We start from the raw sequence: 26,291 nt of genomic DNA on the forward strand, positions 1-26,291 counted from the left end.
CGGCCGGGGTCGAAAAGATAGGGCTGATTTTACGTCAAAGCAAGCGCCGGGCTGCGGGATTTATTCCGCCGCCGGCTCCTCTGCAGCGGCCTCGACCGCTACTTCCGGCGCATCCACCGCTTCTTCCGGCGCGGCGCCCGCTTCCTCGTCCTCGTAGTCCAGTTCGGCATCGGCGGCCACCGCTTCGGTGGTCGGGATTTCCAGGATGCGGGCTTCGATGGTCAGGTCCACCTCGTCCCAACGCAGGATGTCCAGCTTGACCTGCGCGCCGCGCGCCACTTGCGGCATGCCCGGCAGGCGGATGATCAGCGGAATATCGACCAGCCGCAGCACCTCGTCCTTGAGCACCACGGCCTCGACCTGGCGCGCCTCCTGCTGGCCCAGCCAGCGCAGGCACCAGTAGCGTTCCATGTTAGCCTGGTGATCGCCGTAGGCCGCGTAGGCCGCGTCGAACTGCGACACGATCGCGAACAGGTTGGCGTCCTTGTGCTTGAAGTGCGCGACCAGCGGCGCGGTCACGCCGTGCTCGGCGCAGGCCAGGATCTGCCACTGGTTGACCAGGTCGGTGTAGCGGCGCAGCGGCGAGGTGCTCCATGCGTACTGGTCCACGCCCAGGCCCTGGTGCGGCGCCGCATGGGTCAGCATGCGCACCTGCATCTTGGCGGCCCAGCCGCCCACGCCCTGGCCCTGGCTGCGGTAAATGCCCGGCACGCCGTGGTCGTTCATCAGCTTGCCCCAGGTGCTGTTGGCGAAGATCATCAGCTCGGCGACGATCTTGTCCAGCGGCGCGCCGCGCTTGCGGCGGCTGACCGTGACCACGTCGTCTTCCACGTAGAAGTTGAAGTCCACCCGGTTGTTCTGTTCCGGCTTCAGGCCGAAGCCTTCGCGCTTGACCATGCGCGCCGCTTCCAGCACTTGCGCCCATTGCCAGATCAGGCCCAGCGATTCCTTGTGCGGATACTCGCCCTCGCCGCTGGCCAGGGTTTCCTCGTTGACCAGGTCGTCCAGGTCGTTGTGGCGCAGGTTGTTCGCGATCGGCACCATCTCGGCGCGGGTCTCGGTGGCCAGCACCGACCAGTCGGCCGGGTTCAGGGTGGCGTACAGCGACAGCGCCGGGCAGGTCTTGCCTTCGGCCAGCGTGAACGCCTCGACGATGGAATCCGGCAGCATGGTGATCTTATCGCCAGGCATGTAGACGGTGGACATGCGCGCGCGCGCCATCTTGTCGACCGCGTCGTCCGGCTGTATGCCCAGGCCCGGCGCGGCGATGTGGATGCCGATCTTGATGTTGCCGTCGTCCAGCCTGGTGACCGAGAAGGCGTCGTCGATCTCGGTGGTGGTGACGTCGTCGATCGAGAACGCTTGCACGTTGGCCAGCGGCAGCTTGGTCGGCGCCACCGGCACCGGCACGTCCGGGAAGCCGGCGCCGCGCGGGAAGTTCTCGAACAGGAACTTGGCCATGTGCAGCGCCTTCGGCGACGCCACGCCGCCGGCCGCCAGCATCAGCCGCTGCGGATTGGTGTGCAGTTCGTTGCAGGCGGCTTCCAGCGCCTTGTATTCGATCGAATTCTTGTCCGGCTTGAACAGCAATTGCATGACGAGGTTCTGCATCGAGGCCGGCAGCTGGTTGGCCTTCAACTCTTCGACGTACCCGGCCTGCACCAGCGCCTGCTGTTTCTTTTTCTCGATGCCGGCCTGGGCGGCGCGCAGCGATTGCTCGGGCGCGGCCTTGTAGCGGCCGCGGCCTTTTTTGTAGAAGTAGATCGGCGCCGAGTGCAGGCTCAGGATCAGGCCGGCGGCTTCGGCCGGCAGCGGCGCGTGGCCGAAGTACTCGGCGCCCAGTTCGGCGAAACCGAATTCCTCTTCGCCCGCCACTTCCCACAGGAAGTCGAGGTCGATGTCGGCCGCGACCGCCTTGGCCTGTTCCATCAAATCCGTCGGCGACGGCTTCTCGTACTGCAGCAGCACGTCCTTGATCTTGACCTTGGTGCGCTTGCCGCTGGCCATCTCAACCTGGTAGGCCTCGCCGGCTTGCGACATCATGGAGCCGACCTTGAAATCGCCGGATTCTTCGAAAAATAGATTCATTGCTAGCTTCTGTTCGTTGTTATTAGTTTCAATTCCAGTACGGAAGGCAGAAACACTTCCGTCACCAGCAGAGTACCCTGACGGCGCCGATATAGACAGCGCCGTGCATATAATATGAGTTCTTGCGGACCGTCCAACCCCAAGGCCTTGCGCGCGCGCTGCGCCAGGGGATGTCCTTCCCGCAATCTTGCAAATTCCAAAACACCACGCCGCACTTGCGGGTCGCCAAACAGGGTCGATCCCAGCGAGCGCTCGCCCAGCGCGCTGAACAAGGGCCAGTCCGTGGCCGTGGCCGACATCGGCACCACCGTGTGTGCGAACACCACCGGCGTATTATCACACCGCAGCAGCACTTCCCTCTCCCAGACGCGGCCGGGCCGGTGCATGCCGATCGCCACCGCCTCGTCCGTCAGGCAGCGCGCCGTGGCCTGATGCAGGCACTGCACGCGGAACGCCCGGCTATGATCCTTCAGCTTGGCGGTCAGCGAACCGTCGGCCGTCAGCCACTGGCGGTAGGCATGCGGCGCATTCAGCGCCAGCACATGCGGCTGCCATTGCGTCTGCCGCAGCGAAGCACCGCGTGTGGCGGCGGTCACTGCCCTGCCTCGATACCGCAAAACTCCAGCACGGACTCCACATAGTCGGGGAACTCGGAAATGGCGTGGTCGCTGCCTTCGATGACCAGCTGGCGCGCGCCCGCATAGTGCGCCACCATGTCGCGATAGTCCAGCACTTCGTCGCCGGTGGCGGCGATCAGGAAGTAGCGCTGCTGGCGCGTGACCGGATTGACGGCCAATGCGCGCAGCTCTTCGATGTATTCCCGCTTGAACTCGAACGGCTCGTCGGAATGGTATTGCGTGCTCACGCCGACATGCTGGTCCAGGTCCTTGAGCGGCACGATGGCCGGATTCAACAGCACGGCGCGGCAGCCGATGCGCTCGGCCAGCCAGGTGGCGTAGTAGCCGCCCAGCGAGGACCCGACGATGGTCAGCTCGCCGGCGGGGATGCCCTCTATTAAAGAGAGCGCCAATTCCATCGCCAGCTTCGGCGAGGCCGGCAGCTGCGGGCAGATGAACTGCGCCGACAAACCCAGCGCCGCCATGCGTTCGCCCATCACCCGCGCCTTCATCGATTTCGGCGACGAGCGGAATCCGTGCAAATAGAGAATCATCGCGCCAGCGCTTCCAGGATCTTGTTGTGCACGCCGCCGAAGCCGCCGTTGCTCATCACGAGGATCTGGTCGCCCGGCTGCGCGGCCTTGACGATGGCGGCGACCAGCACGTCGATGTCTTCATAGGTGCTGGCGACCTGGCCCAGCGGCGCCAAGGCGTCGCCCAGGCTCCAGCCCAGCGATTGCCGGCTGCCGAAGCCGAACACCAGGTCGGCGTCGGACAGGCTGCCCGGCAGCGCATCCTTCATCGCGCCCAGCTTCATGGTGTTGGAACGCGGCTCCAGCACGGCCAGGATGCGGGCCGCCTTGCCGATCTTCTGGCGCAGGCCGCCGACGGTGGTGGCGATGGCGGTCGGATGGTGGGCGAAATCGTCATAAACAGTAATACCGTTTACCACGCCGCGCACTTCCATGCGGCGCTTGACGTTCTCGAAGGTGGCCAGCGACTTGGCCGCCTGCGCCACCGGCACGCCGACGTGGCGGGCGGCGGCGATCGCGGCCAGCGCGTTGGCGCGGTTATGCTTGCCGGTCAGGCTCCACGCCACGTGGCCGGCCACTTCGCCGCCGAAGATCACGTCGAAGCTGCCGTCATCATATTCCTTCATCGCCCAATCGGCGCCCTCGGCGCCGCCGAAGCCTTCTTTCTCACTCCAGCAGCCGCGCTTGAGCACGCGTTGCAGCGCGGCTTCGTCGGCGTTGAACACGACCCGGCCGATACCCGGCACGGTGCGCACCAGGTGATGGAATTGGGTTTCGATTGCGCCCAGATCGGGGAAGATGTCGGCGTGATCGTATTCCAGGTTGTTCAGGATCGCGGTCTTGGCGTGGTAGTGCACGAACTTGCTGCGCTTGTCGAAGAAGGCGGTGTCGTACTCGTCGGCCTCGATGACGAAGAAGATCGAATCTTTGTCGCCCTGCATGCGGGCCGAGACCCCGAAGTTCATCGGCACGCCGCCGATCAGGAAGCCGGGCGCGTAGCCGGCGTCTTCCAGGATCCAGGTCAGCATGGCCGAGGTGGTGGTCTTGCCGTGCGTGCCGGCCACGGCCAACACCCATTTGTCTTTTAATATGTGGTCGCCGATCCACTGCGGGCCGGAGATGAACGGCAGGCCGCGGTTCATGATCTCTTCGATCAGCGGATTGCCGCGCGAAACCACGTTGCCGATCACGTACAGGTCGGGGTTGAGCTGCACCTGCTCCGGGCCGTAGCCCTGTATCAGTTCTATGCCCTGGGCTTCCAGCTGGGTGCTCATGGGCGGATAGACGTTGGCATCGCAGCCCGTCACGCGGTGGCCCGCTTCTTTTGCCAGGACGGCCAGGCCGCCCATGAAGGTGCCGCAAATACCGAGGATATGAATGTGCATAGTGATCAAGACGACGAATGAATACGGGATTTTACCCGACCCGACGCCCTTTTCCCGGTTAAGAGTATTATCTCGTCCATGACGCCGAATGTTATCGAAGAAGTCCTGCTGCTGCGTGCGGAGATCGCCGCGGCCGCCGCACGCCTGATCGCCCAGGACGGCCTGGACTACAACGCCGCCAAGCGCAAGGCCGCCAGGCAGATCCTCGGCGACACCCAGCCGCCGCCCAACCTGCTGCCGGACAACGCCCAGATCGAGGCGGAAGTGCGGATCTACCAGGCGTTGTTCCATGCCGACACCCAGCCCGCGCGCCTGTTCCGGCTGCGCACCTTGGCGGTCGACATCATGGACGGCCTGGCCGCCTTCCATCCCTACCTGACCGGCGCCGTATTAAATGGCACGGCCGGCCCGCACGACGACATCCACTTGCAGCTGTTCGCCGACAGCGCCAAGGAAGTGGAGATCTTCCTGCTGAACCGCAATTTACAAATCGACATCTCCGAGACGCCGCACTTCAAGGGCCCGCGCCACGGCTCGGTGGAAACCGTCAGCTTCATGTGGCACAAGGAAGGCGTACACGCCGCTTTATATGAGCTGGACGATTTGCGCGGCGCCGTCAAAACCCGCGGCGACGGCAAATTGATGCGCGCCGATATCGCCGCCGTCCGCGCCCTACTAGTTAACAGTGTTCACCCAAGTACTCCCGAAACTCCGAACGAACCTCAACCATGAACCAAAAACATCTCGCAGCCTACGTTGTTGTCGCTTTGCTATTCGCCGCCTCCGGCGCTTATGTCGGCTTAAATAAAAACCCGCCGGCGCCACCGATCACCACCACCCAGCCGGCCGGCGTCACCGGTCCGGTGGATGCCTTATATAAGCAGTCGCTGCCGGACGCAAAAGGCGTGTCGCAGTCGCTGGCCCAATATAAAGGCAAGGCCATGCTGGTCAATTTCTGGGCCCCATGGTGCGGTCCCTGCGTGCAGGAGATGCCGGAGCTGTCGGCGCTGGCCGCCGGAGAAGAGGGTAAGAAGCTGCAAGTTATCGGAATTGGTATCGATTCGCCAACAAATATCGCCGAATTTAGCGACAAGTTCAAAATCAGCTACCCGGTCTTCGTGGCCGGCATGGCCGGCACCGACCTCTCGCGCTCGTTCGGCAACGGCGGCGGCGGCCTTCCCTACACGGTGCTGATCGGCGCCGACGGCCAGGTCAAGAAGACCTATCTGGGCCGTCTGAAGTTTGACGAGCTGCGCAAGGACCTGGCAACTCTGTAAATAGTTTTACAAGTTTTTTTCTCTTGCCAATGCCGGCGGTTGGCGGCAAAATGCGGAACTTTCGCGGAAAACGGTCCTGAACCCATGGCAAAAAACCTCCTACTGCTCAACGGTCCCAACCTGAATTTACTGGGTAGCCGCGAGCCAGAGGTCTACGGCGCTAGCACTTTGGCCGACATCGAACACGCTGCCCAGGCACAAGCCCAGGCAGCGGGCGCGAGCTTGTCCTGCTTCCAGAGCAACCACGAAGGGGCGCTGATCGACCGCATCCATGCCGCCAGAGCGGAAGGCGTGGACGCCATCGTCATCAACCCGGGCGGCCTGACGCATACCAGCGTGGCCTTGCGCGACGCCCTGGCGGGCGTGGCGATACCGTTTGTTGAAGTGCATATTTCGAATATTTACCAGCGCGAGTCGTTTCGCCACCACTCTTTTCTTAGCGCGATCGCTATAGGTACTATTTGCGGACTGGGTATCGAAGGATATCGGTTTGCCATCGACTTCGTCCTTAAAAGGCGATAATCTACGCGATCTGCGCGCAATTTCGCGCGGTCCCGCCCAAAAGGCGCTACCGCTCCATACTTACATAACAAAGACATTCCTGGGGGTTACATGGATTTACGCAAGCTGAAGACCTTGATTGATCTGGTCGCGGAATCGGATATCGCCGAACTCGAAGTGACCGAAGGCGAGAGCAAAGTACGTATCGTCAAGTCGTCCGCCATGCCGCAAAACCAGATGGTGATGATGCAGCCGCAAGGCATGCCGCAATACCACGCCGCCCCGCCAGCCGCACCTGCCGCCGCCGCGCCGGTCGCAGCCGTCGCCGCCGAGCCGACCGGCCACGTGGTCAAGTCGCCGATGGTCGGTACCTTCTACCGTTCGTCCGCACCTGGCTCGCCGGCGTTTGTCGAAGTGGGCGCCGTCGTCAAGGAAGGCGACACCCTGTGCATCATCGAAGCGATGAAGCTGCTGAACGAAATCGACGCCGACAAGTCCGGCACGATCACCCAGATCCTGGTCGAGAACGGCCAACCGGTCGAATTCGGTCAACCGCTGTTTGTGATAGGCTAAGACCGGCCTGCGCCCTCCCCATCGGTGACGGGCGCGCCGGCTTGGTCCGCATTCCCTCCTCTACCTGACGTTACCGGCCTGCCGGTGCTCACAGACATACGCGAACCTATCATGTTTGAAAAAATCCTCATTGCCAACCGTGGCGAAATTGCCCTCCGTATCCAGCGCGCTTGCCGCGAACTGGGCATCAAAACGGTTGTGGTCCACTCGGAAGCAGACAAAGACGCCAAATACGTGAAGTTGGCGGATGAATCGGTGTGCATCGGCCCTGCGCCGTCGACGCTCAGCTACCTGAACATGCCAGCCATCATCAGCGCCGCCGAAGTGACGGACGCCGAAGCGATCCACCCGGGCTATGGCTTCCTGTCGGAAAACGCCGACTTCGCCGAACGCGTGGAAAAATCCGGCTTCGTCTTCATCGGCCCCCGCTCGGAATCGATCCGCCTGATGGGCGACAAGGTCTCCGCCAAGCAAACCATGATCAAGGCCGGCGTGCCGTGCGTGCCAGGTTCGGAAGGTGCGTTGCCGGATGATCCAAAGGCGATCGTGCAAATTGCGCGCAAGGTCGGCTACCCGGTCATCATCAAGGCGGCTGGCGGCGGTGGTGGCCGCGGCATGCGCGTGGTGCATACCGAAGCCGCGCTGATCAACGCCGTGGCGATGACCAAGACCGAGGCGGGCACCGCCTTCGGCAATCCGGAAGTCTACATGGAAAAGTATCTGGAAAATCCGCGTCACGTGGAAATCCAGATCCTGGCCGACGAACACAAAAACGCCGTCTGGCTGGGCGAACGCGACTGCTCGATGCAGCGCCGCCACCAGAAGGTCATCGAAGAGGCGCCGGCGCCGGGCATCCCGCGCAAGCTGATCGAGAAAGTCGGCGACCGCTGCGCCGAAGCCTGCCGCAAGATCGGCTACCGTGGCGCCGGCACCTTCGAGTTCCTGTATGAGAACGGCGAGTTCTACTTCATCGAGATGAACACCCGCGTCCAGGTCGAACACCCGGTCACCGAAATGATCACCGGCATCGACATCGTGCAGGAACAGATCCGCATCGCCGCCGGCGAGAAGCTGCGCTTCCGCCAGCGCGACGTGATGCTGTCCGGCCACGCCGTCGAGTGCCGCATCAACGCCGAAGACCCGTTCAAGTTCACGCCGTCGCCAGGCCGCATCACTTCCTGGCACGTGCCGGGCGGTCCGGGCGTGCGCGTCGACTCGCACGCTTATGCGGGGTATTATGTACCGCCGCACTACGATTCGATGATCGGCAAGGTGATCACTTACGGCGCCACCCGCGAGCAGGCGATCCGCCGCATGCAGATCGCGCTGTCGGAAATGGTGGTCGAGGGCATCCAGACCAACATCCCGCTGCACCGCGAACTGATGGTCGACGCCCGCTTCATCGAAGGCGGCACCAACATCCACTACCTGGAACAAAAGCTGGCAGACATGCCAGACCTGCATAAACTGAGTTTGAGTAACAAGGCGCCACAATAATGAGCTGGACTGAAATCGTCATCGAAATCGCCCGCGACCACGCGGAAGCACTGTCGGAAGCGCTGATGGACGTGGGCGCGCTGTCGGTGTCCGTGGAAGACGCGGACGAAGGCACCGACGCGGAACGACCGCTGTTCGGCGAGCCGGGCATGGAACCGACCGAAGCGGCGTGGGATCACAGCCGCGTGGTCGCCCTGACCAACGAAGACGACGACCAGGCCGTGATCGTGGCCGCCGCCGCCGGACAAATCGGCTTGACCACCTTGCCGAAGTTCACCACCCGCAAGGTGGAAGAGCAGGACTGGGTGCGTTTGACGCAGTCGCAGTTCGCGCCCATCCACATCGGCAAGAACATCTGGGTCGTGCCGAGCTGGCACGAAGCGCCGGACGCCAACGGCCTGATCCTGGAACTGGATCCCGGCCTGGCCTTCGGCACCGGCTCGCACCCGACCACCCGTCTGTGCATGGAGTGGCTGGAAGCGAATCCGGCGCCGGGCAAGACCGTGCTCGACTACGGTTGCGGTTCCGGCATCCTGGCGATGGTGGCCAAGAAGGTTGGCGCCGGCGAAGTGGTCGGCGTGGACATCGATCCGCAGGCGATCGAATCGGCGGCCGACAATGCCGCACGCAACAAGTGCGAGATCGAGTACTTCCTGCCGGACACCTTCGCGCAATCGAAGCATGCGACGCAGCGTTTCGACATCGTGGTCGCCAACATCCTGTCCAGCCCGCTGAAGCTGATGGCGCCCATGCTGTCGGGCCGCGTGGCCGACGGCGGCGCGCTGATCCTGTCCGGCGTGCTGGCGCGCCAGGCCGAGGAAGTGGCGGCAGCGTATGCCCCGTTCATCAAGCTGGGCGTGTGGGCTGAGCAAGACGGCTGGGTGGCGCTGCACGGCCGCCTCGGCAGCGATGTGGTTCCCGCGGCGCGCTAACCACAGCAATGGCGCTCGCCACCAAATGCCCCCACTGCAACACGATATTTCGGGTCGCCCATGACCAGTTGAAATTACGTGGGGGCATAGTGCGCTGTGGCTCCTGTAACGAAGTCTTTGACGGCAACGCGGCCCTGCTGGTGCCGCTCGCCGCGGCGCCCCCGGCGCCTGCCGCCTCCCCTGCTCCTCTGCCTGAAACCACGCCCTTCGACCAGAAGATGGCCGCGCTGGATACCCGCGCCGCCGAAGTGTTGGCCAGCGACACCGCCGAACCCATCTACACGCTTGAGCTCGATACCGCGATGGATGCGGCCGAAGCGGTCGAGCAGTCCCACGCTGCCGCCGCAATCGAGCCCGAACCACCGGCCGACGCCGGCCAGCCCTACGATGACGGGCGCTACGACGACGAACCGATCGCCGCCAGCCCCCTGACCTTGCCAGCCGAGCCGCCCAGCCTGCCGCCCGCCGTGGAAGAAGCGTTGGACCTCGACCTCGATCTGGACGTGGAGCCGGACGCCGAGCCGGAGCCTGAACCCGAGCCTGTCCTGGCGGCCGCCCAGGAACCGCAGTGGGATGCCGAAGCCGACGCCGAACCGCTCGAAAATGCGCTCAGCATCGAAGCCATGTCGGACGAAGAACTGGAAGCCGCGCTGGAAGCCGAACTGGCTGTCATCGAGCAGGACGGCGCCGAGGCCGAGGCCGACGTCGCGCCCGTCACCTTCACCTCCATGCTGGCCGACGAGCGCCGCGAACCGACGCTGGACGCAGCGCCGGCCGCCGCCCTCTCCGCCACCGCCATCAGCGAGGCCGAACGTTTCAACGAGCTCGAAGAAGTCGACGAGGAGGCGCTGGTGCAGCTGTCCTCCGCCGGCCTGGCCGAAGCCCAGGTCCAGGCCGTCCACGCGCCCGCGCTTCTGCCGGACGAGCCCGCCACCGAAGAACCCGCAGCAGCAGACGACGCCGAAGAACCCGGCTTCATCAAGCGCGACCGCCTGCGCCGCAAGTTCGGCAAGGCCGCGACCATCGCCATGAGCCTGGGCGCGCTGCTGCTGCTGGCGACCCTGGCGGCCCAGGGCCTGACCACCTTCCGCAACCAGATCGCCGCCGCGCTGCCGCCGCTCAAGCCGGCGCTGACGGCTGCCTGCAACGCGCTCGGCTGCAAGATCGAACTGCCGGCGCAGATCGACGACCTCAGCATTGAACAGGGCGAACTGCAAACCCTGAGCGAGACCACCTTCTCCTTCGCCACCCAGCTGCGCAACCAGAGCGCCACCGCGCAAGCCTGGCCGCACATCGAACTGGTGCTGGACGACGCCAGCGACAAGGCCGTGTTGCGCCGCGTGTTCACGCCGCGCGAATACCTGGGCGCCGACGTCGCGCTGGACAAAGGCTTCGCCCCGCACACCGAACAATCTGTCAAACTGTACTTCGAATTGAAACAGCTGAAAGCATCCGGCTATCACATCGCAGTCTTCTATCCTTAAAGACCTATCATGACCCAGACTTCTTTGATTTGCGGCTCGATCGCAATCGACACCATCCTGCAATTCCCAGGCCGCTTCGACAGCATCCTGCTGGCCGACCAGCTGCACAAGGTCAACGTCTCCTTCCTGGCGCCGACCATGCGCACCGAGTTCGGCGGCTGCGCGCCCAACATCGCCTACAACCTGCAGCTGCTGGGCGGCGAGCCGCGCATCGTCGGCGTCATGGGCCAGGACAACAGCGCCTACATGGAGCGCTTCCGCAAGCTGGGCCTGTCCACCGACAACATCCTGATCAAGCCGGAGTCCTACAACGCCCAGTGCTTCGTCACCGCCGATGAAGACAACAACCAGATCAACGCCTTCCATCCCGGCGCCATGTCGTACGCGCACGAGAACGACATCGCCAAGGCGGGTCCGGCGGCGCTCGCCATCATCTCGCCGGACGGCCACCTGGGCATGAAGAAGCACGCCGCCGACCTGGCCAAGCTGCAGATCCCCTTCATCTTCGATCCGGGCCAGCAGCTGCCGATGTTCAACTGCGCCGAGCTGATCGAGTTCATCGACAAGGCCACCTACGTCACCGCCAACGACTACGAGATCGAACTGCTGATGGACCGCACCGGCCTGACCGTGCCGGACATCGCCAGCCGCCTGGAAGCGCTGATCGTCACGCGCGGCGAAAAGGGTTCGGAGATTTACACCGGCGGCCAGCGCATCGAGATCCCGGCGGTGCCGGTGGACGCGGCGATCGACCCGACCGGCTGCGGCGACGCCTACCGCGCCGGCCTGCTGTTCGGCATCACCAAGGGCTGGAAGTGGGAAACCACCGGCCGCCTGGCCAGCCTGCTGGGCGCGATCAAGATCGCCAGCAAGGGCGCGCAGAACCACAAGCTGACGGCCGCCGAGATCGCCGACCGCTTCGAAGCCGCCTTCGGCTACCGCTACTAAGCCGCAGACGAAAAAAAGCCCCGCCGGCACTAATCACGCTCTTGAGCGCGTCCAGGCCGACGGGGCTTTTTTTGTCTGAAGCGCTGGTCAGCGTCCGCTGAACAGCATGCCCAGCACCAGCAGCGCGATCTGCAGCAGGATCAGCGCCACCAGCAGCGACAAGTCCAGGTTGCCGACCAGCGGCACCACGCGGCGGATCGGCCGCAGCAGCGGCTCATTGAGCGCGCGCACGAACGGCGCCAGCGGCGCATGCGGGTTCACCCAGCTGAAGATCGCCTCGATCACCAGCAAGGCCATAAAGCCGTACAGTATCCATTCCAGGAAACGCTGCAAGGCCATCAGCAGCACCAGCGGCGTGGTCCAGCCGGCCAGATACATCACCGAGGTGGCCAGCAGCACGATCAGGAAGGCGCCGATCAGGCTGGCCCAGTCATAGCCGCCCACGCCGGGCACGATGCGACGCAGCGGGCGCACCAGCCAGTCCGACAGCTGGAAGGTAAATTGGGCCACCGATGCCGGTGGACGGACACGGATCGCTTGCATCCAGAAACGTAACAATAAAGCCCCGCCCAACAGGGTGGCGATGGCGTCGACAATCAACTTAACGATACTGAGCACGAGTCCCCTCCAAAAAAAAGCCGCTGTGTGATTGTCTCACACAGCGGCCCATTGCCTCAGCAGGCATCGAAGCTATTTAATTAGCTAGGACGGGTGCTGGTTGGGAACGGCCATGCTGCGGCCGGTGCCAACACGGTTTTTGCTGCAGGAGCGGCGGCCGGAGCTGGAGCGGCTGGCTTGGCGACAGCTTCCTTCTTCGGTGCAGCAGCCTTTTTCGGCGTAGCTTTTTTCGCGGCTGGCTTGGCAGCGACAGGAGCGGCGGCTGCCACGACTGGAGCTGCGGCCGGAGCGGCTACCGGTTTAGCGGCGGCCTTCTTGGCGACTGGCTTTTTAGCAGCTGGCTTGGCGCTCGACTTCGCAGTCGAGCCTTTAACCGGCTTTTTTGCTGCTGGCTTAGCCGCGGCCTTTGCAGCCGGTTTGGCTGCCGCTTTTACCACTGGTTTTTTGGCTACAGCTTTTTTAGCTGCTGGCTTGGCTGCTGCTTTAACAGCTGGCTTGGCTGCCGGTTTGGCGGCGGCTTTTTTCGCTGCTGGTTTAGCGGCTACTTTTTTCGCTGCTGGCTTGGCTGCCGCTTTTTTTGCTGCTGGTTTAGCGGCTGGCTTGGCTGCTGCTTTTTTAGCTGCTGGCTTGGCGGCGGCTTTGGCGACGACTTTTTTCGCTGCTGGTTTAGCGGCTACTTTTTTCGCTGCTGGCTTGGCTGCTGCTTTTTTGGCTGCTGGCTTGGCTACTGCTTTAGCGACGACTTTTTTAGCTGCTGGTTTAGCGGCTACTTTTTTCGCTGCTGGCTTGGCTGCTGCTTTTTTCGCTGCTGGTTTAGCGGCTGGCTTGGCTGCTGCTTTTTTAGCGACTGGCTTGGCGACAGCTTTTTTCACTGCTGGTTTAGCTGCTGCTTTTGCTGCTGGCTTGGCTGCTGGTTTAGCGACAGCTTTTTTAGCGACTGGCTTGGCAGCGGCTTTTTTCACAGCTGGTTTAGCGGCTGGTTTGGCGGCAGCTTTTGCTGCTGGCTTGGCGGCGGCTTTCGCTACGACAGGCTTCTTCGCTGGGGCGGCGGCTTTAGCGGCCGGTTTCTTTGCTGCTGGTTTCTTTGCGGCTGTTGCCATTTTTAGTTCTCCTTCATCGGGGATGGGAAAAATTCATTACAAGATTTAAACCCGTCCGGCCCGGAATTAGGCCAGGCGAATTATTCATCGGCACAAACGAACAACGGTTTGCGCTAATGAATTCGGCACCAGCTGAACTGCTGCAACCCCTCACGAGTGCAGCACTTCAGCCATCAACCTGGTCGCCGTCCGTGGCCGGTCGGCGCTCAGGTACAAAATCTTGTTGCGACGTTTTGCGGGTGGTCGGGCGTGTACTCAGCTCCATGGACCTACGTCGCAGACCTACACGGTTTTCGTTTTCAAACAAAAAACCGCCCAGCCCGAACCTAATCAGGCAAGACGGCTAAATAAAAACGGTGTGGTCTTGTGCATATCTGTGTGAATCTGTATCCCGTATCGCGATCATCTCTGCGGCGTGTGTGACTGCAAAATTCTGCGCACTTCAAAACACGTCTTTTCAATCTCGTAAAGTACACGAAAACCTTGTCGGTGCGCAACCAGCACGATAGATATTCACGCGCTTTTTTTCGCGTTAAGCGCTTCAACTCACATGCGCATGCCGATTCTGCATGCCCGCTTGCGTCGTCGCGCGGCGATGTGCGCGCTCAATCGAGTTCGGAAAAACGTTCGCGGTGTCGCGCGAAAAAGGTGTGCTTCAAAGCGCGCCTTGTGCCGTCTGGGTTTCTGCGACGCCGTCGTCGCCGGCGAAAAATCTGCGCCACCCACTTCCGAATTCGAGAGCGCTTGCGCATCGCTTGCGCGCCGCCGCTACTCACTGTTTTAATTTCGTCGCGATTATGAGACAGAGTGCGGCGAATGGCAAGCAGAATACTGCGGTGCGCGCCACTGCTGATGCGCCGCGACGCGGATCGCAGCGCTGTTCGCGCATCGCGCACGCATGCGCGACGTGTCGCGCGATCAGATCACGCTCACTCCGCGTCGTCGTTTTTGCGGCGCGTTCATGTCGCTGGCGAAGCGCTTCATCAAGCGCCACTGGTCGCGTCGTTCGGTCGCGCGGCAATCGGCCATCAACTCGGCGACGCTGTTCTCGCGCATGCGGTCGATGGCGCTCGCCATCTCGCAGCCGAACTCCGTCACCTCCGCTTCGCGCACGCGCTGGTCGCGCGTGTCGGCCCGGCGCGCCAGCAACGGCAGCGGCAGCAACGACATGCAAAATACACATGCATAGGAGCGCACCATGAACGCCATCCACACCGACATCCTCCTTTGCGGCGCCGGTGCCTGGCGGAGTTGAGGCACACGCCGGCGAAGTCGATATATCGGAGGCGGGACTGTCCATCGCCATCACCGAACGAACCGGACGCGCGGACATCGTGCTGCATGCGGTGCACTGGCTATCGGTGTTCGAGATGAGTTCCCGGCTAGCGGAGCCCTACCGCGTCGGCCGTGTCTTCATCGTCGGCGACGCCGCGCAAGTCCACCCGCCGACCGGCGGCCAGGGCCTGAACGCCAGCGCGCCGGACGCGCTGTTCGACACGTCGCCGCTGTCGCTCGACGAGCGGCGCCAGACGCAGCGCGGCCAGCCGCTGCGTTTGTTTACACTATTGAATAGCGGCGACTGGTCGCTGCTGCGCTATGAGCCGGCCATGCCGACATCGCCGGCCAGCGCGCGATGCGGCCTGCGCACCATCGACATCGGTGCCGCCGGCGAACTGCGCGACGGCTACGTCGCCGCGCTGAGCCGCAACGAACGCAGCTCAGCGCCGGCTGGCCTATCTGGAAAGCGCGGCCCGCAAAGTTAAGGAGTACTATATTAGCCATTAAGACCGCATATCCTCGTTAGGAGGCAATATGTTTGACTTTATAATGGCCACCGCGCCAGAAATCTGCGCCGAACTAGGGCGCCGTTTGCGCGCACGGCGCTTGATGCGCGGCTGGTCGCAAGTAGAACTCGCCCAACGCGCCGGCCTGTCCAGCGGCACCATCAAGAACCTGGAATCGAAGGGACAAGCGTCGCTGACGTCCTTCATCCAGATCGTCGCCGCGCTGGGCCTGGCCGACGATCTGGGTGAGCTGTTCCGACTCAAAGTGGTATCTATCGCCGCGATGGAAAAAGCAGAACTGGCAAATCGCAGGCGCGCTCCGCGCAGGGCAGCCAAATGAAACTGCTTAACGTTATCTTCAATGGCTGGGGCGAACGTTGGCCGTTGGGCGTCCTCGCAGACAACGGCAGGGACATCCTGTTCGAGTACGCGCCGGAAGCACTGCGACGCGGCATTGAACTCTCGCCACGTCACCTGCCGCTGCGCGCCGAAGGTTACAGCAACTTTCCGCGACACCAGCAGCGGCTTCCCGGCTTGGTAGCCGATTCGCTTCCGGACGGCTGGGGCATGCTGTTAATGGATAAACTATTTCGCAAACAGGGACGAGCGCAGGGCAGCATCTCGCCGTTGGACCGGCTGGCGTTTGTCGGCGAACGTGGCATGGGTGCGCTCAGCTATGTGCCGCCCGATCCGCTTCAACTATCGCCCGAAGATCTCCAATTGCTGGATTTAGCGAAAGGCGCACAGACACTTTCGCAGGGAAAGGACAGTGCCACCCTCAAGCAACTGGTCTTGCTGGGAGGTTCGCCCCACGGCTCCAGGCCCAAGGTGCTGGTGCAGTTCGATGCTGCCAGCGGCCAGTTGAGTACCCTGGACGACGTCAGTTGGGGGCAGCCTTGGTTGATCAAGTTCCCGGCGCAAGGCGAACATAAAGAAGTCTGCGCCATCGAACATGTGTATGCCGAACTGGCACGGCGTTGCGGCCTGGAGATGCCGGCAACCCGCCATTTCAATCTGGACCGCCGCTTGGCGGCATTCGGCGTCCAGCGCTTCGACAGGGAAGACTGCATGCGTGTGCCGGTCCATACGCTCGCCGGTATGCTGCACGTCGACTTCCGTCTGCCTTCCGTCGACTACAGCACCTTCCTGCGCGCCACGCGCCTGATGACGGGCGACCAGCGGCAAGTCGAGGCGGCGTTCCAGCGCTGCGTCTTCAATGTGCTGTTCAATAACCGTGACGATCACGCCAAGAATTTCGCCTACCGGATGAGCCGCGACGGGCATAGTCAGCTATCGCCCTGCTACGACCTGAGTTTCAACCCCGGCCCCGGTGGCGAGCATCAGATGGCCGTCATGGGCGAAAGCAAAGCCCCCGGCCTGGCAGACCTGCTACGGCTTGCGGCGGATACCGGCGTGCCCGAACGGCATGCGCGCCATGTTATTGAAACAACGACCGCACAAACCGGACTCTTTGCGGATCTGGCCCACAGCGCCCCCATCCGCACCGCCACGATCAAGACCATCAGCCACACCATCCACGCCAATCGCAACCGGCTGAAATAAAAAAAAACCTGGCACAGCCAGGCTTTTTGTTGAGGCTATACAGCCAGCGTAACGATTAATCCCAGTTCAGCGCGCCGCCGGTCTGGTATTCGATGACGCGGGTCTCGAAGAAGTTGCGTTCCTTCTTCAGGTCGATCATCTCGCTCATCCATGGGAACGGGTTCTCTTCCTGCTCGAACAGCGTCTCCAGGCCGATCTGGGTGGCGCGGCGGTTGGCGATGAAGCGCAGGTAGCCCTTGAACATGGTGGCGTTCAGGCCCAGCACGCCGCGCGGCATGGTGTCTTCGGCGTAGGCGTACTCCAGGTCCACGGCCTTCAGGAACAGCTGCTTGATCTCTTCCTTGAACGCCGGCGTCCACAGCAGCGGGTTTTCCATCTTGATCGTGTTGATCAGATCAATGCCGAAGTTGCAATGCATCGACTCGTCGCGCAGGATGTACTGGTACTGCTCGGCGGCGCCCATCATCTTGTTCTGGCGGCCCAGCGCCAGGATCTGGGTGAAGCCGACGTAGAAGAACAGGCCTTCCATCAGGCAGGCGAACACGATCAGCGACTTCAGCAGCTGCTGGTCGTTGTGCACGGTGCCGGTGGTGAAGGCGGGATCGGTCAGCGTGTTGATGAACGGGATCAGGAACTCGTCCTTGTCGCGGATCGACTTGACTTCGTTGTAGGCGTTGAAGATCTCGCCTTCGTCCAGGCCCAGCGACTCGACGATGTACTGGTAGGCGTGGGTGTGGATCGCCTCTTCGAACGCCTGGCGCAGCAGGTACTGGCGGCACTCAGGGGCGGTGATGTGGCGATAGGTGCCCAGCACGATGTTGTTGGCGGCCAGCGAGTCGGCGGTGACGAAGAAGCCCAGGTTGCGCTTGACCAGACGACGCTCGTCCTCGGTCAGGCCGTTCGGGTTCTTCCACAGCTCGATATCGCGCTGCATGTTCACTTCCTGCGGCATCCAGTGGTTGGCGCAGCCGGCCAGGTATTTGTCCCACGCCCACTTGTACTTGAACGGCACCAGCTGGTTGACGTCGGTCTTGCCGTTGATGATGCGCTTGTCGTCGGCATTGACGCGACGCGCGACTTGCTCGGCGTTGGCTTCGCCGGTGGCCAGTGCGGCTTGATTGACAGCTTGCGGTGCGGCCGATGCGGCCTCTTCGTCCCAGGACAGCGACATGGTGGTTTCCTTCTGAATTCGGTGTAAAAAGAACCGCCCGGACGGGCCGGGACGGTTCACTCTCTATATTAGTACGTTTTTACTGGCAAGCTTCGCATTCCTCGAAGCCGTCGTCGCCCGGACGCAGGTAGCAGGCCGCGCCGTCGGCTTCGGCTTGCGCCACCGACGATGCCGATGCCGCCGAACCGGCCAGGGCCGCCGTCGCCGGACCGGCCGCCGACATGGCGCTGGCCGACATGCCGCCGTCCACCGCCACCGCGTTCAGCGCGCCGGTCTTGGAGGTCGATTTCTCCATGTGGGTGGCGGCGATGGTGCGCAGGTAGTAGGTGGTTTTCAGGCCACGCAGCCATGCCAGCTTGTAGGTCTCGTCCAGCTTCTTGCCCGAGGCGCCGGCCATGTAGATGTTCAGCGACTGCGCCTGGTCGATCCACTTCTGGCGGCGCGATGCGGCTTCCACCAGCCAGGTCGGCGACACTTCGAACGCGGTTGCATAAATGTCACGCAGGTCTTGCGGGATGCGGTCGATCTTGGCCAGCGAACCGTCGAAGTACTTCAGGTCGGAGATCATCACTTCATCCCACAGGTCGCGCGCCTTCAGGTCGCGCACCAGGTAGGCGTTGATCTCGGTGAACTCGCCCGACAGGTTGGACTTCACGTACAGGTTCTGGAAGGTCGGTTCGATGCAGGCCGACACGCCAATGATATTCGAAATGGTCGCGGTCGGAGCGATCGCCACGCAGTTCGAGTTACGCATGCCGAACTTCTTGATGCGGTCGCGCACCGGGGTCCAGTCCATGGCGGCCGAGGTATCCTGCTCCAGGTAGCCGCCGCGTTCGTCCGCCAGCAGCTTGATCGAATCCTGCGGCAGGATGCCGCGATCCCACAGCGAGCCTTTGTACGACTGATAGTGGCCGCGTTCTTCGGCCAGTTCGGTCGAGGCCAGGTAGGCGTAGTAGCACACCGCTTCCATCGAGGTGTCGGCGAAGGACACGGCTTCGTTCGACGAGAACGGAATGCGCATCATGTGCAGGCAGTCCTGGAAGCCCATCACGCCCAGGCCCACCGGACGGTGGCGCATATTGGCGTTGCGCGCTTTGTCGACGGCGTAGTAATTGATGTCGATCACATTGTCGAGCATGCGCATCGCGGTGCGGATGGTCTTCTTCAGCTTGACGTGATCGAGCTTGCCTTCTTTCATGTGGGCCGGCATGTTGACCGAACCCAGGTTGCAGACGGCGATTTCGTCAGGACCGGTGTTGAGCGTGATCTCGGTGCACAGGTTGGAGCTGTGGACCATGCCGACGTGCGACTGCGGCGAACGGATGTTGCATGGGTCCTTGAAGGTGATCCATGGGTGGCCGGTTTCGAACAGCATCGACAGCATCTTGCGCCACAGGTCCAGCGCGGCGATCTTCTTGAACACGCGGATTTCGCCGGCGGCGGCCTTGGCTTCGTAGCCCAGGTAGGCTTTTTCGAAGGCCTTGCCGACCAGGTCGTGCAGGTCCGGGGTGTCCGATGGCGAGAACAGGGTCCAGTCGCCTTTTTCCATCACGCGCTTCATGAACATGTCCGGGATCCAGTTGGCGGTGTTCATGTCGTGGGTGCGGCGGCGGTCGTCGCCGGTGTTCTTGCGCAGGTCCAGGAACTCTTCGATGTCCATGTGCCAGGTTTCCAGGTAGGCGCACACCGCGCCCTTGCGCTTGCCGCCCTGGTTGACCGCGACGGCGGTGTCGTTGACCACTTTCAGGAACGGCACCACGCCTTGCGATTTGCCGTTGGTGCCCTTGATGTGGGCGCCCAGTGCGCGCACCGGGGTCCAGTCGTTACCCAGGCCGCCGGCGAACTTGGCCAGCAGCGCGTTTTCCTTGATGGCGTCGTAGATGCCTTCCAGGTCGTCCGACACGGTGGTCAGGTAGCACGACGACAGCTGCGAACGCAGGGTGCCCGAGTTGAACAGGGTCGGGGTCGACGACATGAAGTCGAAGGTCGACAACAGGTTGTAGAACTCGATGGCGCGCGCTTCGCGGTCGGACTCGTTCAGGGCCAGGCCCATGGCGACGCGCATGTAGAAGGCCTGCGGCATTTCGATGCGGACTTCGCGCACGTGCAGGAAGTAGCGGTCGTACAGGGTTTGCAGGCCGATGTAGCCGAACTGCAGGTCGCGGTCGGCGACCAGCGCCTTCGACAGGCGGGCCAGGTCGAACTCGGCCAGCTTGACGTCCAGCAGTTCGTTGGTGATGCCCTTGGCGATGTACTGCGGGAAGTAGGTCACGTATTCGGCGGCGGCGGCGCCCTGCGCGACTTCCTTGCCGAAGACTTCCTTGCGGATCGTGTGCAGCAGGATGCGGGCCGTCACTTGCGAGTAGGCCGGGTCTTTTTCCATCAGCGCGCGGGCGGCCAGGATGGCGGACTTGTGCAGCTCTTCGACCGGCACGCCGTCGTACAGGTTCTTCAGCGTCTCGGCCAGGATGGCGTCGGCGTCGACGTGCTTTTCCAGGCCGATGCAGGCGGCGTTGATCAGGCCGGTGACGCGGCTCATGTCCAGCAGCTTGCGCTCGCCGTTTTCGACCACGTGGATCTGCGGCGCGTCGATCGCGGCGGAGGCGCCTTGCGCTTCCTTGGCGGCGCGGCGCTCTTCCATGTGCTTGGCGCGATACAGCACGTAGGCGCGGGCGACATCGTGTTCGCCGGAGCGCATCAGCGCCAGTTCAACCTGGTCTTGCACGTCTTCGATGTGGAAGGTGCCGCCCGATGGCTGGCGGCGCACCAGCGCGCTGACCACGCTGGCGGTCAGCTGTTCTACCAATTCACGCACGCGCGCCGAAGCTGCGCCCTGGCCGCCGTTAACGGCCAAAAAGGCCTTGGTCACGGCGATGGCGATTTTCGACGGTTCAAACGCGACGACCGCGCCGTTACGGCGGATGATGCGGTAGTCACCGAGGTCGCTGGCGGCCGTGACCGGGCTGCTGGCGCTGCTCGCAGCGGCGGCTGGTACCAGCGCTGGATTGATGGTGGTGTCTTGAGTAGATTGCATTTAAGCTCCCCGATAACTTCGTGCAGTCAGTGCTGCGCGACGTAATGTTGTATAAAAAAAGGCCAAAATGAAGCGACCGGCCAAACCTGCCTGGCTGGTTAAACTGCAATAAAATGGGTGGTGAACTGGCCTTGTCGGCTTGTAAATAGTTTAAGAACCAGTGTCATGAGAACTACTATATCTAGTGATTGGTGTGAATCGATACACTGATTGTAGTGGTCAGGTAATGGTAAGACAAGTGGAAATTTTGCCTTAAAGGGCAATTTTTCTATTGACTTTGCGGAAGCCCTTTTGCGAAGCGTAGTCCGGCGCTAGCGCCCACTAACGCGAGCTCGGCTGGTGCCTTTTGATTAAGCAAAGTCTCCCAGCTTTTCCGATAACATTCCCAATCGAACAACGGTCCCGGGTCGGTTTTCCGGCCCGGCGCGATGTGTTCATGGCCCTGCACATCGGTCAGCGGATAGCGCGTTTGCAGCGCCAGCGTCAGCGCCGCCAGCGCCTGGTACTGGGCCGGCTCGAAGCCGCTGCCGTCGGTCCCTTCCAGCTCCACGCCGATCGAATAATCGTTGCACTTCTCCCGTCCCCGGAACGACGACAGCCCCGCATGCCAGGCCCTGTCGTTGGCGGAAACATACTGCATCACGCGGCCGTCACGGCGGATGAAGAAGTGGCTCGACACTTTCAGCCCCCGCAGGTCCGCGAACGAGGGGTCAGTATTATAGTCCAAGCGGCCGCAGAACAGGTCGGACACGTGCGGACCGCCGAAACAACCGCCCGGCAGCGAGATGTTGTGGATCACCAGCAGCGTGATGTCGGCCGGGTTGGGACGGCAGTCGGCATGCGGGCTGTCGTAGCGCAGCGCCGCCAGCCACCAGCCGTCGGCGCCCAGTGCCGGCGGCGTCACGCCTCCGGCTCCTGGATGTTCAGCTTCTGCATCTGGTAGCGCAGCTGGCGGAAGCTGATGCCCAGCAGCTGGGCGGCCTGGGTGCGGTTGAACTGGGTCTGCGCCAGCGCCCGCAGGATGATGTCGCGCTCGACCTGGTTCAGGTAGTCGGGCAGGCTGCTGGGCAGCGCGTCCAGGTGCGGCAGCGGCGGCGTGCCGGCGGCGGACGGCGCCTGCTCGGCCGGCGGCGGCGACGGCGCCACGCCCGGCGCGGCGGCCTCGGTGGCGGCCAGCGGCATGCTCGACAGCGCCGGCGTCGGCAGCGGCACGCTGGCTTCGACCATGCGCGCGCCCTTCAGCGCCAGGTCGGCCACTTCGATCACGCCGTCGTTGGCGAAGGCCAGCGCCCGCTCCAGGATGTTTTCCAGTTCGCGCACATTGCCGGGGAAGGAGTAGCCGCGCAGCGCATCGAGCACGCCCTCGCCCAGCCGCACCTGGTGTTCGAAGGTGCCCAGCCGGTCGAGGATGGCGCCGGTCAGCACGGCCAGGTCGTCCAGCCGTTCGCGCAGCGGCGGCAGGCTCAGTTCAATCACGTTCAGGCGGTAGAACAGATCCTGGCGGAAGCTGCCCTGCTCCACGCACTGCGCCAGGTTCTTGTGGGTCGCACTAATAATCCGCACGTCGACCGGCTCCTCGGCGGTGGCGCCGATCTTGCGCACGCGCCGTTCCTGGATCGCCCGCAGCAGCTTGACCTGCATCGCCAGCGGCAGGTCGGCCACCTCGTCGAGCATCAGGGTGCCGCCGTTGGCCGCCTGGAAGAAGCCGTCCCGCTCATCGGCCGCGCCGGTGAAGGCGCCCTTGCGGTAGCCGAAGAACTCGGCCTCCATCAGCGCCTCCGGGATGGCGCCGCAGTTGACGGCGATGAAAGGCTTGCCGTCGCGCGAACTCTGGGCGTGGATCTCGCGCGCCGCCAGCTCCTTGCCGCTGCCCGATTCGCCGTTGATGGCGATCGGCGCCATCGAGCGCGCCAGCCGCGCGATCTGCGCGCGCAGCGCCTGGATCACGGCCGATTCGCCCTTCAGCCGGCTGGCCGGCGGCGCGGCGCTGAGCGCTTCGCCCGGCGGCGGCTCGGCGTTCAGCCGCAGCGCCGATTGCACCATCACCCGCAGCTGGTCCAGCGCCACCGGCTTGGAGATGTAGTCGAAGGCGCCGGCCTTGAGCGCGATGACGGCGTTGTCGGCGCTGCCGAAGGCCGTCACCACCGCGATCGGCGTGTTCTTATATGCGGCGCTGACTTCGCGCACCAGCTCCAGCCCCAGGCCGTCGGGCAGGCGCATGTCGGTCAGCACCAGCTGGTACTCGCGTTCCGGCGTGGCCAGCAGGGCGCGCGCCTGCGCCAGCGTGGCGGCGCTGTCGACGTCCAGGCCCATCTTCAGCAGGGTCAGTTCCAGCAGCTCGCGCAGGTCGGCCTCATCGTCGACGACCAGCACGCGAGGCGCGCGTTGGGAACCTCTAGCACTCATCAAACAGCCTTTCTACTTCTGCGCCGGATGGGCGAAGGTGATGACAAACCGCCCGCGCGAGCGGGGAGTCCCATCGGGGTTGGTTTTGATATCAAAACGATATTCGTAGTCCAGCCGCGCCTCGTTATTCAAACACAATTCGCGCGCCAGATATAGTCCCAGCCCGGTGCCCTTGCTGGATGTGGTGTAAAACGGCTCAAACAGGTGGGCGCGCACCTCGGGCGAGATGCCGGGGCCGTCGTCCTGCACGTGCAGTTCCATGCGGCGCGACTTGTCGCTCACCAGGTCCATGCGGATCGAGTCCGGCCCGCCGCTGGCGTAGCGCACCGCGTTGTTGAGCAGGTTGAGCACCACCTCGCGCAGGTGCAGCGCGTCGAAGCGCACCAGCGTGCCGGCCGGCGCCGAGGTGCCGATGATGTCCGGGGTCAGGCCGTGGGTCTCGATGAATTCGGTTTTCAGTTCGGCCAGGAAGACGTCCAGCGCCAGCGGCTCGCTGTGCGGCTGCACCTTGCGCGACAGCTGCAAGATGTCTTCGACCATGCGGTTGACCCGCGCCACGTTGTCGCCGACGATCTTCAACAAGCGCAGATGGACCGTGCTGTCGAGGTCCTCGCCCAGCAGCGCGGTGGCGTGGCCGATGGCCGACAGCGGGTTGCGCACCTCGTGCGCGATGCTGGCGGTGAGCCGTCCCATCGACGCCAGCTTCAGTTGCTGCGCCTGGTTTTCGATGCCGGTCACGTCCTGCAGAAAGATCACGCTGCGCTCGGTGCCCAGGCCGGCCGTGTTGACCGCCGCGAAGCGCACCTTCAAGTGCGCGGAGAGGTCGCGGCGCGCGCTCCAGGCGGCCGTCACGTCCTGCAGCGCCGCCTCGGCGTACGGCTTGATGGTGACATACGAGGTGCTGCGCGCGGCGTCGGCGCGCCATTCGGCATAGGCTTGCGCCAGCGGCGCCAGCGCGGCGGCGGCCGACAGGCGGAACTTCATCTCGGGGCCGACCATGCCCAGCATCTGCTGCGCCGCCGGATTGCCGGCGAACACCTGGCCGTCGGGATCGACCACCAGGATGCCGTCGCCGACGTTGGCCATCACCAGCCGGTTCACCGCCTGCTGCACGGTGATCTCGACGCCGCGCTGGATCGCCAGCTCTTCCTGGCCGATCAACTTGGCCGCCATGCGGTTGACCACCAACACCGCGGCGAAGAAGGCCGCGCCGTACAGGCCCGCCTGCAGGTAGGGCTGGTCGCCCTCCATCATGAACACCTGCCAGGTCGATTCGGCCAGCATGAACAGCGCCACCAGCGCGGCGCAGAACAGCGACAGCATCAGCGGCGCCAGGATGGCCGAACCGGCCAGCGGGAACAGGTAGAGGATGGCCAGGCCGCTGCGCAAGCCGCCGCCGGCCATATACAGCAGCGAGATGATGGCCAGGTCGCAGGCGATCTGCGACAGCAGCTGCAGCAGGAAACGGCGCTGCCAGTAGACCGCCGTCAGCGCGAACAGGATCGCCAGGCCCAGGTAGATCAGGCAGATTTGCAGGTAGAGATAGGGCCCGGAGGCGCGCAGGCCGTGGTTGTCGAAGCTCAGGTAGACCAGCAGCACCAGCGCGATCACCACCCGGGTGGCGTTCAGCGTCTGCAGCGAACGCCAGAAGGTTGCGCGCGATTCGGCCGACAGGGCTTGCAGGCGCGCGATCACGCGCTAGGCCGCCGGCAGCGTGGCGTGGGCCGCGCTGCAATAGTCGCGGCCGCGCGCCTGCACGGATTCCGATGCCGGATAGAAGATGCCGCAATGGGCGCATTGCAGCATGGTCTCGGCCTCGGCCACGACCTTTTCGGTGGCGCGCGCGCCGCCGCCCGCCGGCTGCCGCGGCTCGCGGAACTGCTGCTGGTGGCGCTTCTGCGCCTCGCGGATCTTGCTGCGGACGGCGAAGATCACCAGGAACACCAAGGCCAACCAAAAGATAATACGGCTCATGCCCAACCCTTATGTAAAACCACTTCAAATACAAAACGGCTGCCGACATAGGCCAGCAACAAGGTGGCGAAACCGGCCAGGGTGAAGCTCAGCGCGGTCTTGCCGCGCCAGCCGCGGAAGCGGCGGCCCGCCAGCAGCGCGGCAAACAGCAGCCACGACATCATCGTGAACACCGATTTGTGGTCCCACTTGAGCGCCTGGCCAAACAGCTGTTCGGAGAACACGATACCCGATAACACGGTCAGGCTGAGCAAAGCGAAGCCGATACCTATCATGCGGAACAACAGTTTTTCCATCGTCAGCAGCGCCGGCAGCCGGTCCAGCGCGCCGGACATGAAGCTCTTGCTGTCGGTGCGGGCGTGCAGGCGTTTTTCCTGCAAGGCCATCAGCACCGCGTGGAAGGCGGCCACCGTCAGCGTGCTGTAGGCCAGCGTGGCGATGGCGATATGCCAGCCGAACAAGGGCGACTTGCCCTCCAGCGGGATCACATTGCCGGGAAAGCCAGCCTGCAGGGCCGCCGCCAGCGCCGCATTCGGCATGACCAGGCGGCGCATGCCGTCCAGGCTGAAGTTCTGGTTTTCTATCCAGTACGCGCCCACCGACACCCACAGCGCCGACGACAACATGGCGGCGAAGCCGATGCGGATCGAGCCGGAACCGCCGGCCACCTCGGACCACAGGCCGGCGCCGTGCAGCAGCCAGGCGGCGGCCGTCAAGCCGGAGATCAGGACGGCGCGGCGCGACGGCAGCACCGCACAGAGTAGGTACAGCGCGATCGCTGCGAAGAGTAAGGAAGTCTGCATGTC

The 26,291-nt window shown here is 63.5% G+C and carries 25 protein-coding genes; 11 read left to right on the forward strand and 14 right to left on the reverse strand.

The features are described from left to right. Positions 1-60: 60 nt before the first annotated feature. The 4 genes from AC1RMD_RS16500 to mpl are packed head-to-tail and all read right to left on the reverse strand — an operon-like array spanning position 61 to position 4,623. Complete coding sequence (locus tag AC1RMD_RS16500; protein WP_492927762.1) at positions 61-2,088, reverse strand: ribonuclease catalytic domain-containing protein; 2,028 nt, start codon at positions 2,086-2,088, stop codon at positions 61-63. A 2-nt stretch (positions 2,089-2,090) separates the two neighbouring features. Next, positions 2,091-2,684, reverse strand: coding sequence for a chorismate--pyruvate lyase family protein (locus AC1RMD_RS16505; RefSeq protein WP_492927763.1), 594 nt, complete (start codon positions 2,682-2,684; stop codon positions 2,091-2,093). Beyond that, complete coding sequence (locus AC1RMD_RS16510) at positions 2,681-3,259, reverse strand: YqiA/YcfP family alpha/beta fold hydrolase (RefSeq protein ID WP_492927764.1); 579 nt, start codon at positions 3,257-3,259, stop codon at positions 2,681-2,683. The genes AC1RMD_RS16505 and AC1RMD_RS16510 overlap by 4 nt, the downstream gene beginning before the upstream one ends. Continuing rightward, positions 3,256-4,623, reverse strand: a complete 1,368-nt coding sequence (mpl, locus tag AC1RMD_RS16515; protein ID WP_492927765.1) for a UDP-N-acetylmuramate:L-alanyl-gamma-D-glutamyl-meso-diaminopimelate ligase — start codon at positions 4,621-4,623, stop codon at positions 3,256-3,258. Before mpl ends, AC1RMD_RS16510 begins: the two co-directional genes overlap by 4 nt. Positions 4,624-4,701: 78 nt before the next feature. Here mpl and AC1RMD_RS16520 point away from each other — a divergent pair, with 78 nt between their 5' ends. The 8 genes from AC1RMD_RS16520 (at position 4,702) to AC1RMD_RS16555 (ending at position 11,835) form a co-directional block, all read left to right on the forward strand. Further along, complete coding sequence (locus tag AC1RMD_RS16520; RefSeq protein WP_492927766.1) at positions 4,702-5,355, forward strand: hypothetical protein; 654 nt, start codon at positions 4,702-4,704, stop codon at positions 5,353-5,355. Continuing rightward, a complete protein-coding gene (locus AC1RMD_RS16525; RefSeq protein ID WP_492927767.1) occupies positions 5,352-5,900 on the forward strand; it encodes a TlpA family protein disulfide reductase in 549 nt (182 codons plus the stop codon). Before AC1RMD_RS16520 ends, AC1RMD_RS16525 begins: the two co-directional genes overlap by 4 nt. A gap of 84 nt (positions 5,901-5,984) precedes the next feature. Next, positions 5,985-6,422 carry a type II 3-dehydroquinate dehydratase gene (aroQ, locus tag AC1RMD_RS16530; RefSeq protein WP_492927768.1) on the forward strand — a complete coding sequence of 146 codons (438 nt, stop codon included), beginning with the start codon at positions 5,985-5,987 and terminating at the stop codon, positions 6,420-6,422. Between the two features lie 90 nt (positions 6,423-6,512). After that, entirely contained in the window at positions 6,513-6,974 is a 462-nt protein-coding gene (accB, locus tag AC1RMD_RS16535) for an acetyl-CoA carboxylase biotin carboxyl carrier protein (protein ID WP_492927770.1), read from the forward strand. A gap of 111 nt (positions 6,975-7,085) precedes the next feature. Continuing rightward, the gene (accC, locus tag AC1RMD_RS16540) at positions 7,086-8,471 is read left to right on the forward strand and encodes an acetyl-CoA carboxylase biotin carboxylase subunit (protein WP_492927771.1); all 1,386 of its coding nucleotides are present in this window, start codon (positions 7,086-7,088) and stop codon (positions 8,469-8,471) included. Continuing rightward, complete coding sequence (prmA, locus tag AC1RMD_RS16545) at positions 8,471-9,403, forward strand: 50S ribosomal protein L11 methyltransferase (protein ID WP_492927772.1); 933 nt, start codon at positions 8,471-8,473, stop codon at positions 9,401-9,403. The genes accC and prmA overlap by 1 nt, the downstream gene beginning before the upstream one ends. A gap of 8 nt (positions 9,404-9,411) precedes the next feature. After that, positions 9,412-10,887 carry a DUF3426 domain-containing protein gene (locus tag AC1RMD_RS16550; RefSeq protein ID WP_492927773.1) on the forward strand — a complete coding sequence of 492 codons (1,476 nt, stop codon included), beginning with the start codon at positions 9,412-9,414 and terminating at the stop codon, positions 10,885-10,887. 9 nt (positions 10,888-10,896) lie between these two features. Continuing rightward, complete coding sequence (locus AC1RMD_RS16555; RefSeq protein WP_492927774.1) at positions 10,897-11,835, forward strand: carbohydrate kinase family protein; 939 nt, start codon at positions 10,897-10,899, stop codon at positions 11,833-11,835. 87 nt (positions 11,836-11,922) lie between these two features. Here AC1RMD_RS16555 and AC1RMD_RS16560 read toward each other — a convergent pair whose 3' ends face one another. The 3 genes from AC1RMD_RS16560 to AC1RMD_RS16570 all read right to left on the reverse strand — a co-directional run bounded on the left by AC1RMD_RS16560 (position 11,923) and on the right by AC1RMD_RS16570 (position 14,723). Continuing rightward, on the reverse strand, positions 11,923-12,453 hold the full coding sequence (locus tag AC1RMD_RS16560) for a YggT family protein (RefSeq protein ID WP_492927775.1): 531 nt from the start codon (positions 12,451-12,453) through the stop codon (positions 11,923-11,925). A gap of 80 nt (positions 12,454-12,533) precedes the next feature. Then, positions 12,534-13,553, reverse strand: coding sequence for a transcriptional regulator (locus AC1RMD_RS16565; RefSeq protein WP_492927776.1), 1,020 nt, complete (start codon positions 13,551-13,553; stop codon positions 12,534-12,536). A gap of 918 nt (positions 13,554-14,471) precedes the next feature. Then, positions 14,472-14,723, reverse strand: a complete 252-nt coding sequence (locus tag AC1RMD_RS16570; protein ID WP_492927777.1) for a hypothetical protein — start codon at positions 14,721-14,723, stop codon at positions 14,472-14,474. 68 nt (positions 14,724-14,791) lie between these two features. Here AC1RMD_RS16570 and AC1RMD_RS16575 point away from each other — a divergent pair, with 68 nt between their 5' ends. Genes AC1RMD_RS16575 through AC1RMD_RS16585 form a run of 3 tightly spaced genes read left to right on the forward strand, consistent with a single transcriptional unit; the run spans position 14,792 to position 16,900 of the window. Beyond that, positions 14,792-15,316 (forward strand): FAD-dependent monooxygenase, encoded by a 525-nt coding sequence (locus tag AC1RMD_RS16575; protein ID WP_492927778.1) that lies wholly within the window; start codon positions 14,792-14,794, stop codon positions 15,314-15,316. Positions 15,317-15,365: 49 nt separating this feature from the next. Then, positions 15,366-15,677 carry a helix-turn-helix domain-containing protein gene (locus AC1RMD_RS16580; protein ID WP_492927779.1) on the forward strand — a complete coding sequence of 104 codons (312 nt, stop codon included), beginning with the start codon at positions 15,366-15,368 and terminating at the stop codon, positions 15,675-15,677. After that, positions 15,674-16,900: a type II toxin-antitoxin system HipA family toxin gene (locus AC1RMD_RS16585; RefSeq protein ID WP_492927780.1), complete on the forward strand. Its 1,227-nt coding sequence runs from the start codon at positions 15,674-15,676 to the stop codon at positions 16,898-16,900. Before AC1RMD_RS16580 ends, AC1RMD_RS16585 begins: the two co-directional genes overlap by 4 nt. A gap of 55 nt (positions 16,901-16,955) precedes the next feature. Here AC1RMD_RS16585 and AC1RMD_RS16590 read toward each other — a convergent pair whose 3' ends face one another. From AC1RMD_RS16590 to AC1RMD_RS16620, 7 genes are all read right to left on the reverse strand, one after another. Beyond that, positions 16,956-18,071, reverse strand: a complete 1,116-nt coding sequence (locus tag AC1RMD_RS16590; RefSeq protein WP_492927781.1) for a ribonucleotide-diphosphate reductase subunit beta — start codon at positions 18,069-18,071, stop codon at positions 16,956-16,958. A gap of 79 nt (positions 18,072-18,150) precedes the next feature. Further along, positions 18,151-21,105, reverse strand: coding sequence for a ribonucleoside-diphosphate reductase subunit alpha (locus AC1RMD_RS16595; protein ID WP_492927782.1), 2,955 nt, complete (start codon positions 21,103-21,105; stop codon positions 18,151-18,153). 268 nt (positions 21,106-21,373) lie between these two features. Beyond that, positions 21,374-22,009 carry a 1,6-anhydro-N-acetylmuramyl-L-alanine amidase AmpD gene (ampD, locus tag AC1RMD_RS16600; protein WP_492927783.1) on the reverse strand — a complete coding sequence of 212 codons (636 nt, stop codon included), beginning with the start codon at positions 22,007-22,009 and terminating at the stop codon, positions 21,374-21,376. Continuing rightward, positions 22,006-23,511 carry a sigma-54-dependent transcriptional regulator gene (locus AC1RMD_RS16605; protein WP_492927784.1) on the reverse strand — a complete coding sequence of 502 codons (1,506 nt, stop codon included), beginning with the start codon at positions 23,509-23,511 and terminating at the stop codon, positions 22,006-22,008. Before AC1RMD_RS16605 ends, ampD begins: the two co-directional genes overlap by 4 nt. Positions 23,512-23,523: 12 nt before the next feature. Continuing rightward, positions 23,524-25,206 carry a sensor histidine kinase gene (locus AC1RMD_RS16610; protein ID WP_492927785.1) on the reverse strand — a complete coding sequence of 561 codons (1,683 nt, stop codon included), beginning with the start codon at positions 25,204-25,206 and terminating at the stop codon, positions 23,524-23,526. A gap of 3 nt (positions 25,207-25,209) precedes the next feature. After that, positions 25,210-25,485: a PP0621 family protein gene (locus AC1RMD_RS16615; RefSeq protein ID WP_492927786.1), complete on the reverse strand. Its 276-nt coding sequence runs from the start codon at positions 25,483-25,485 to the stop codon at positions 25,210-25,212. Next, complete coding sequence (locus AC1RMD_RS16620; RefSeq protein WP_492927787.1) at positions 25,482-26,288, reverse strand: cytochrome C assembly family protein; 807 nt, start codon at positions 26,286-26,288, stop codon at positions 25,482-25,484. The genes AC1RMD_RS16615 and AC1RMD_RS16620 overlap by 4 nt, the downstream gene beginning before the upstream one ends. Positions 26,289-26,291 lie beyond the last annotated feature (3 nt).

This window comes from Duganella sp. GW822-FHT06D06 (genome assembly GCF_058799615.1).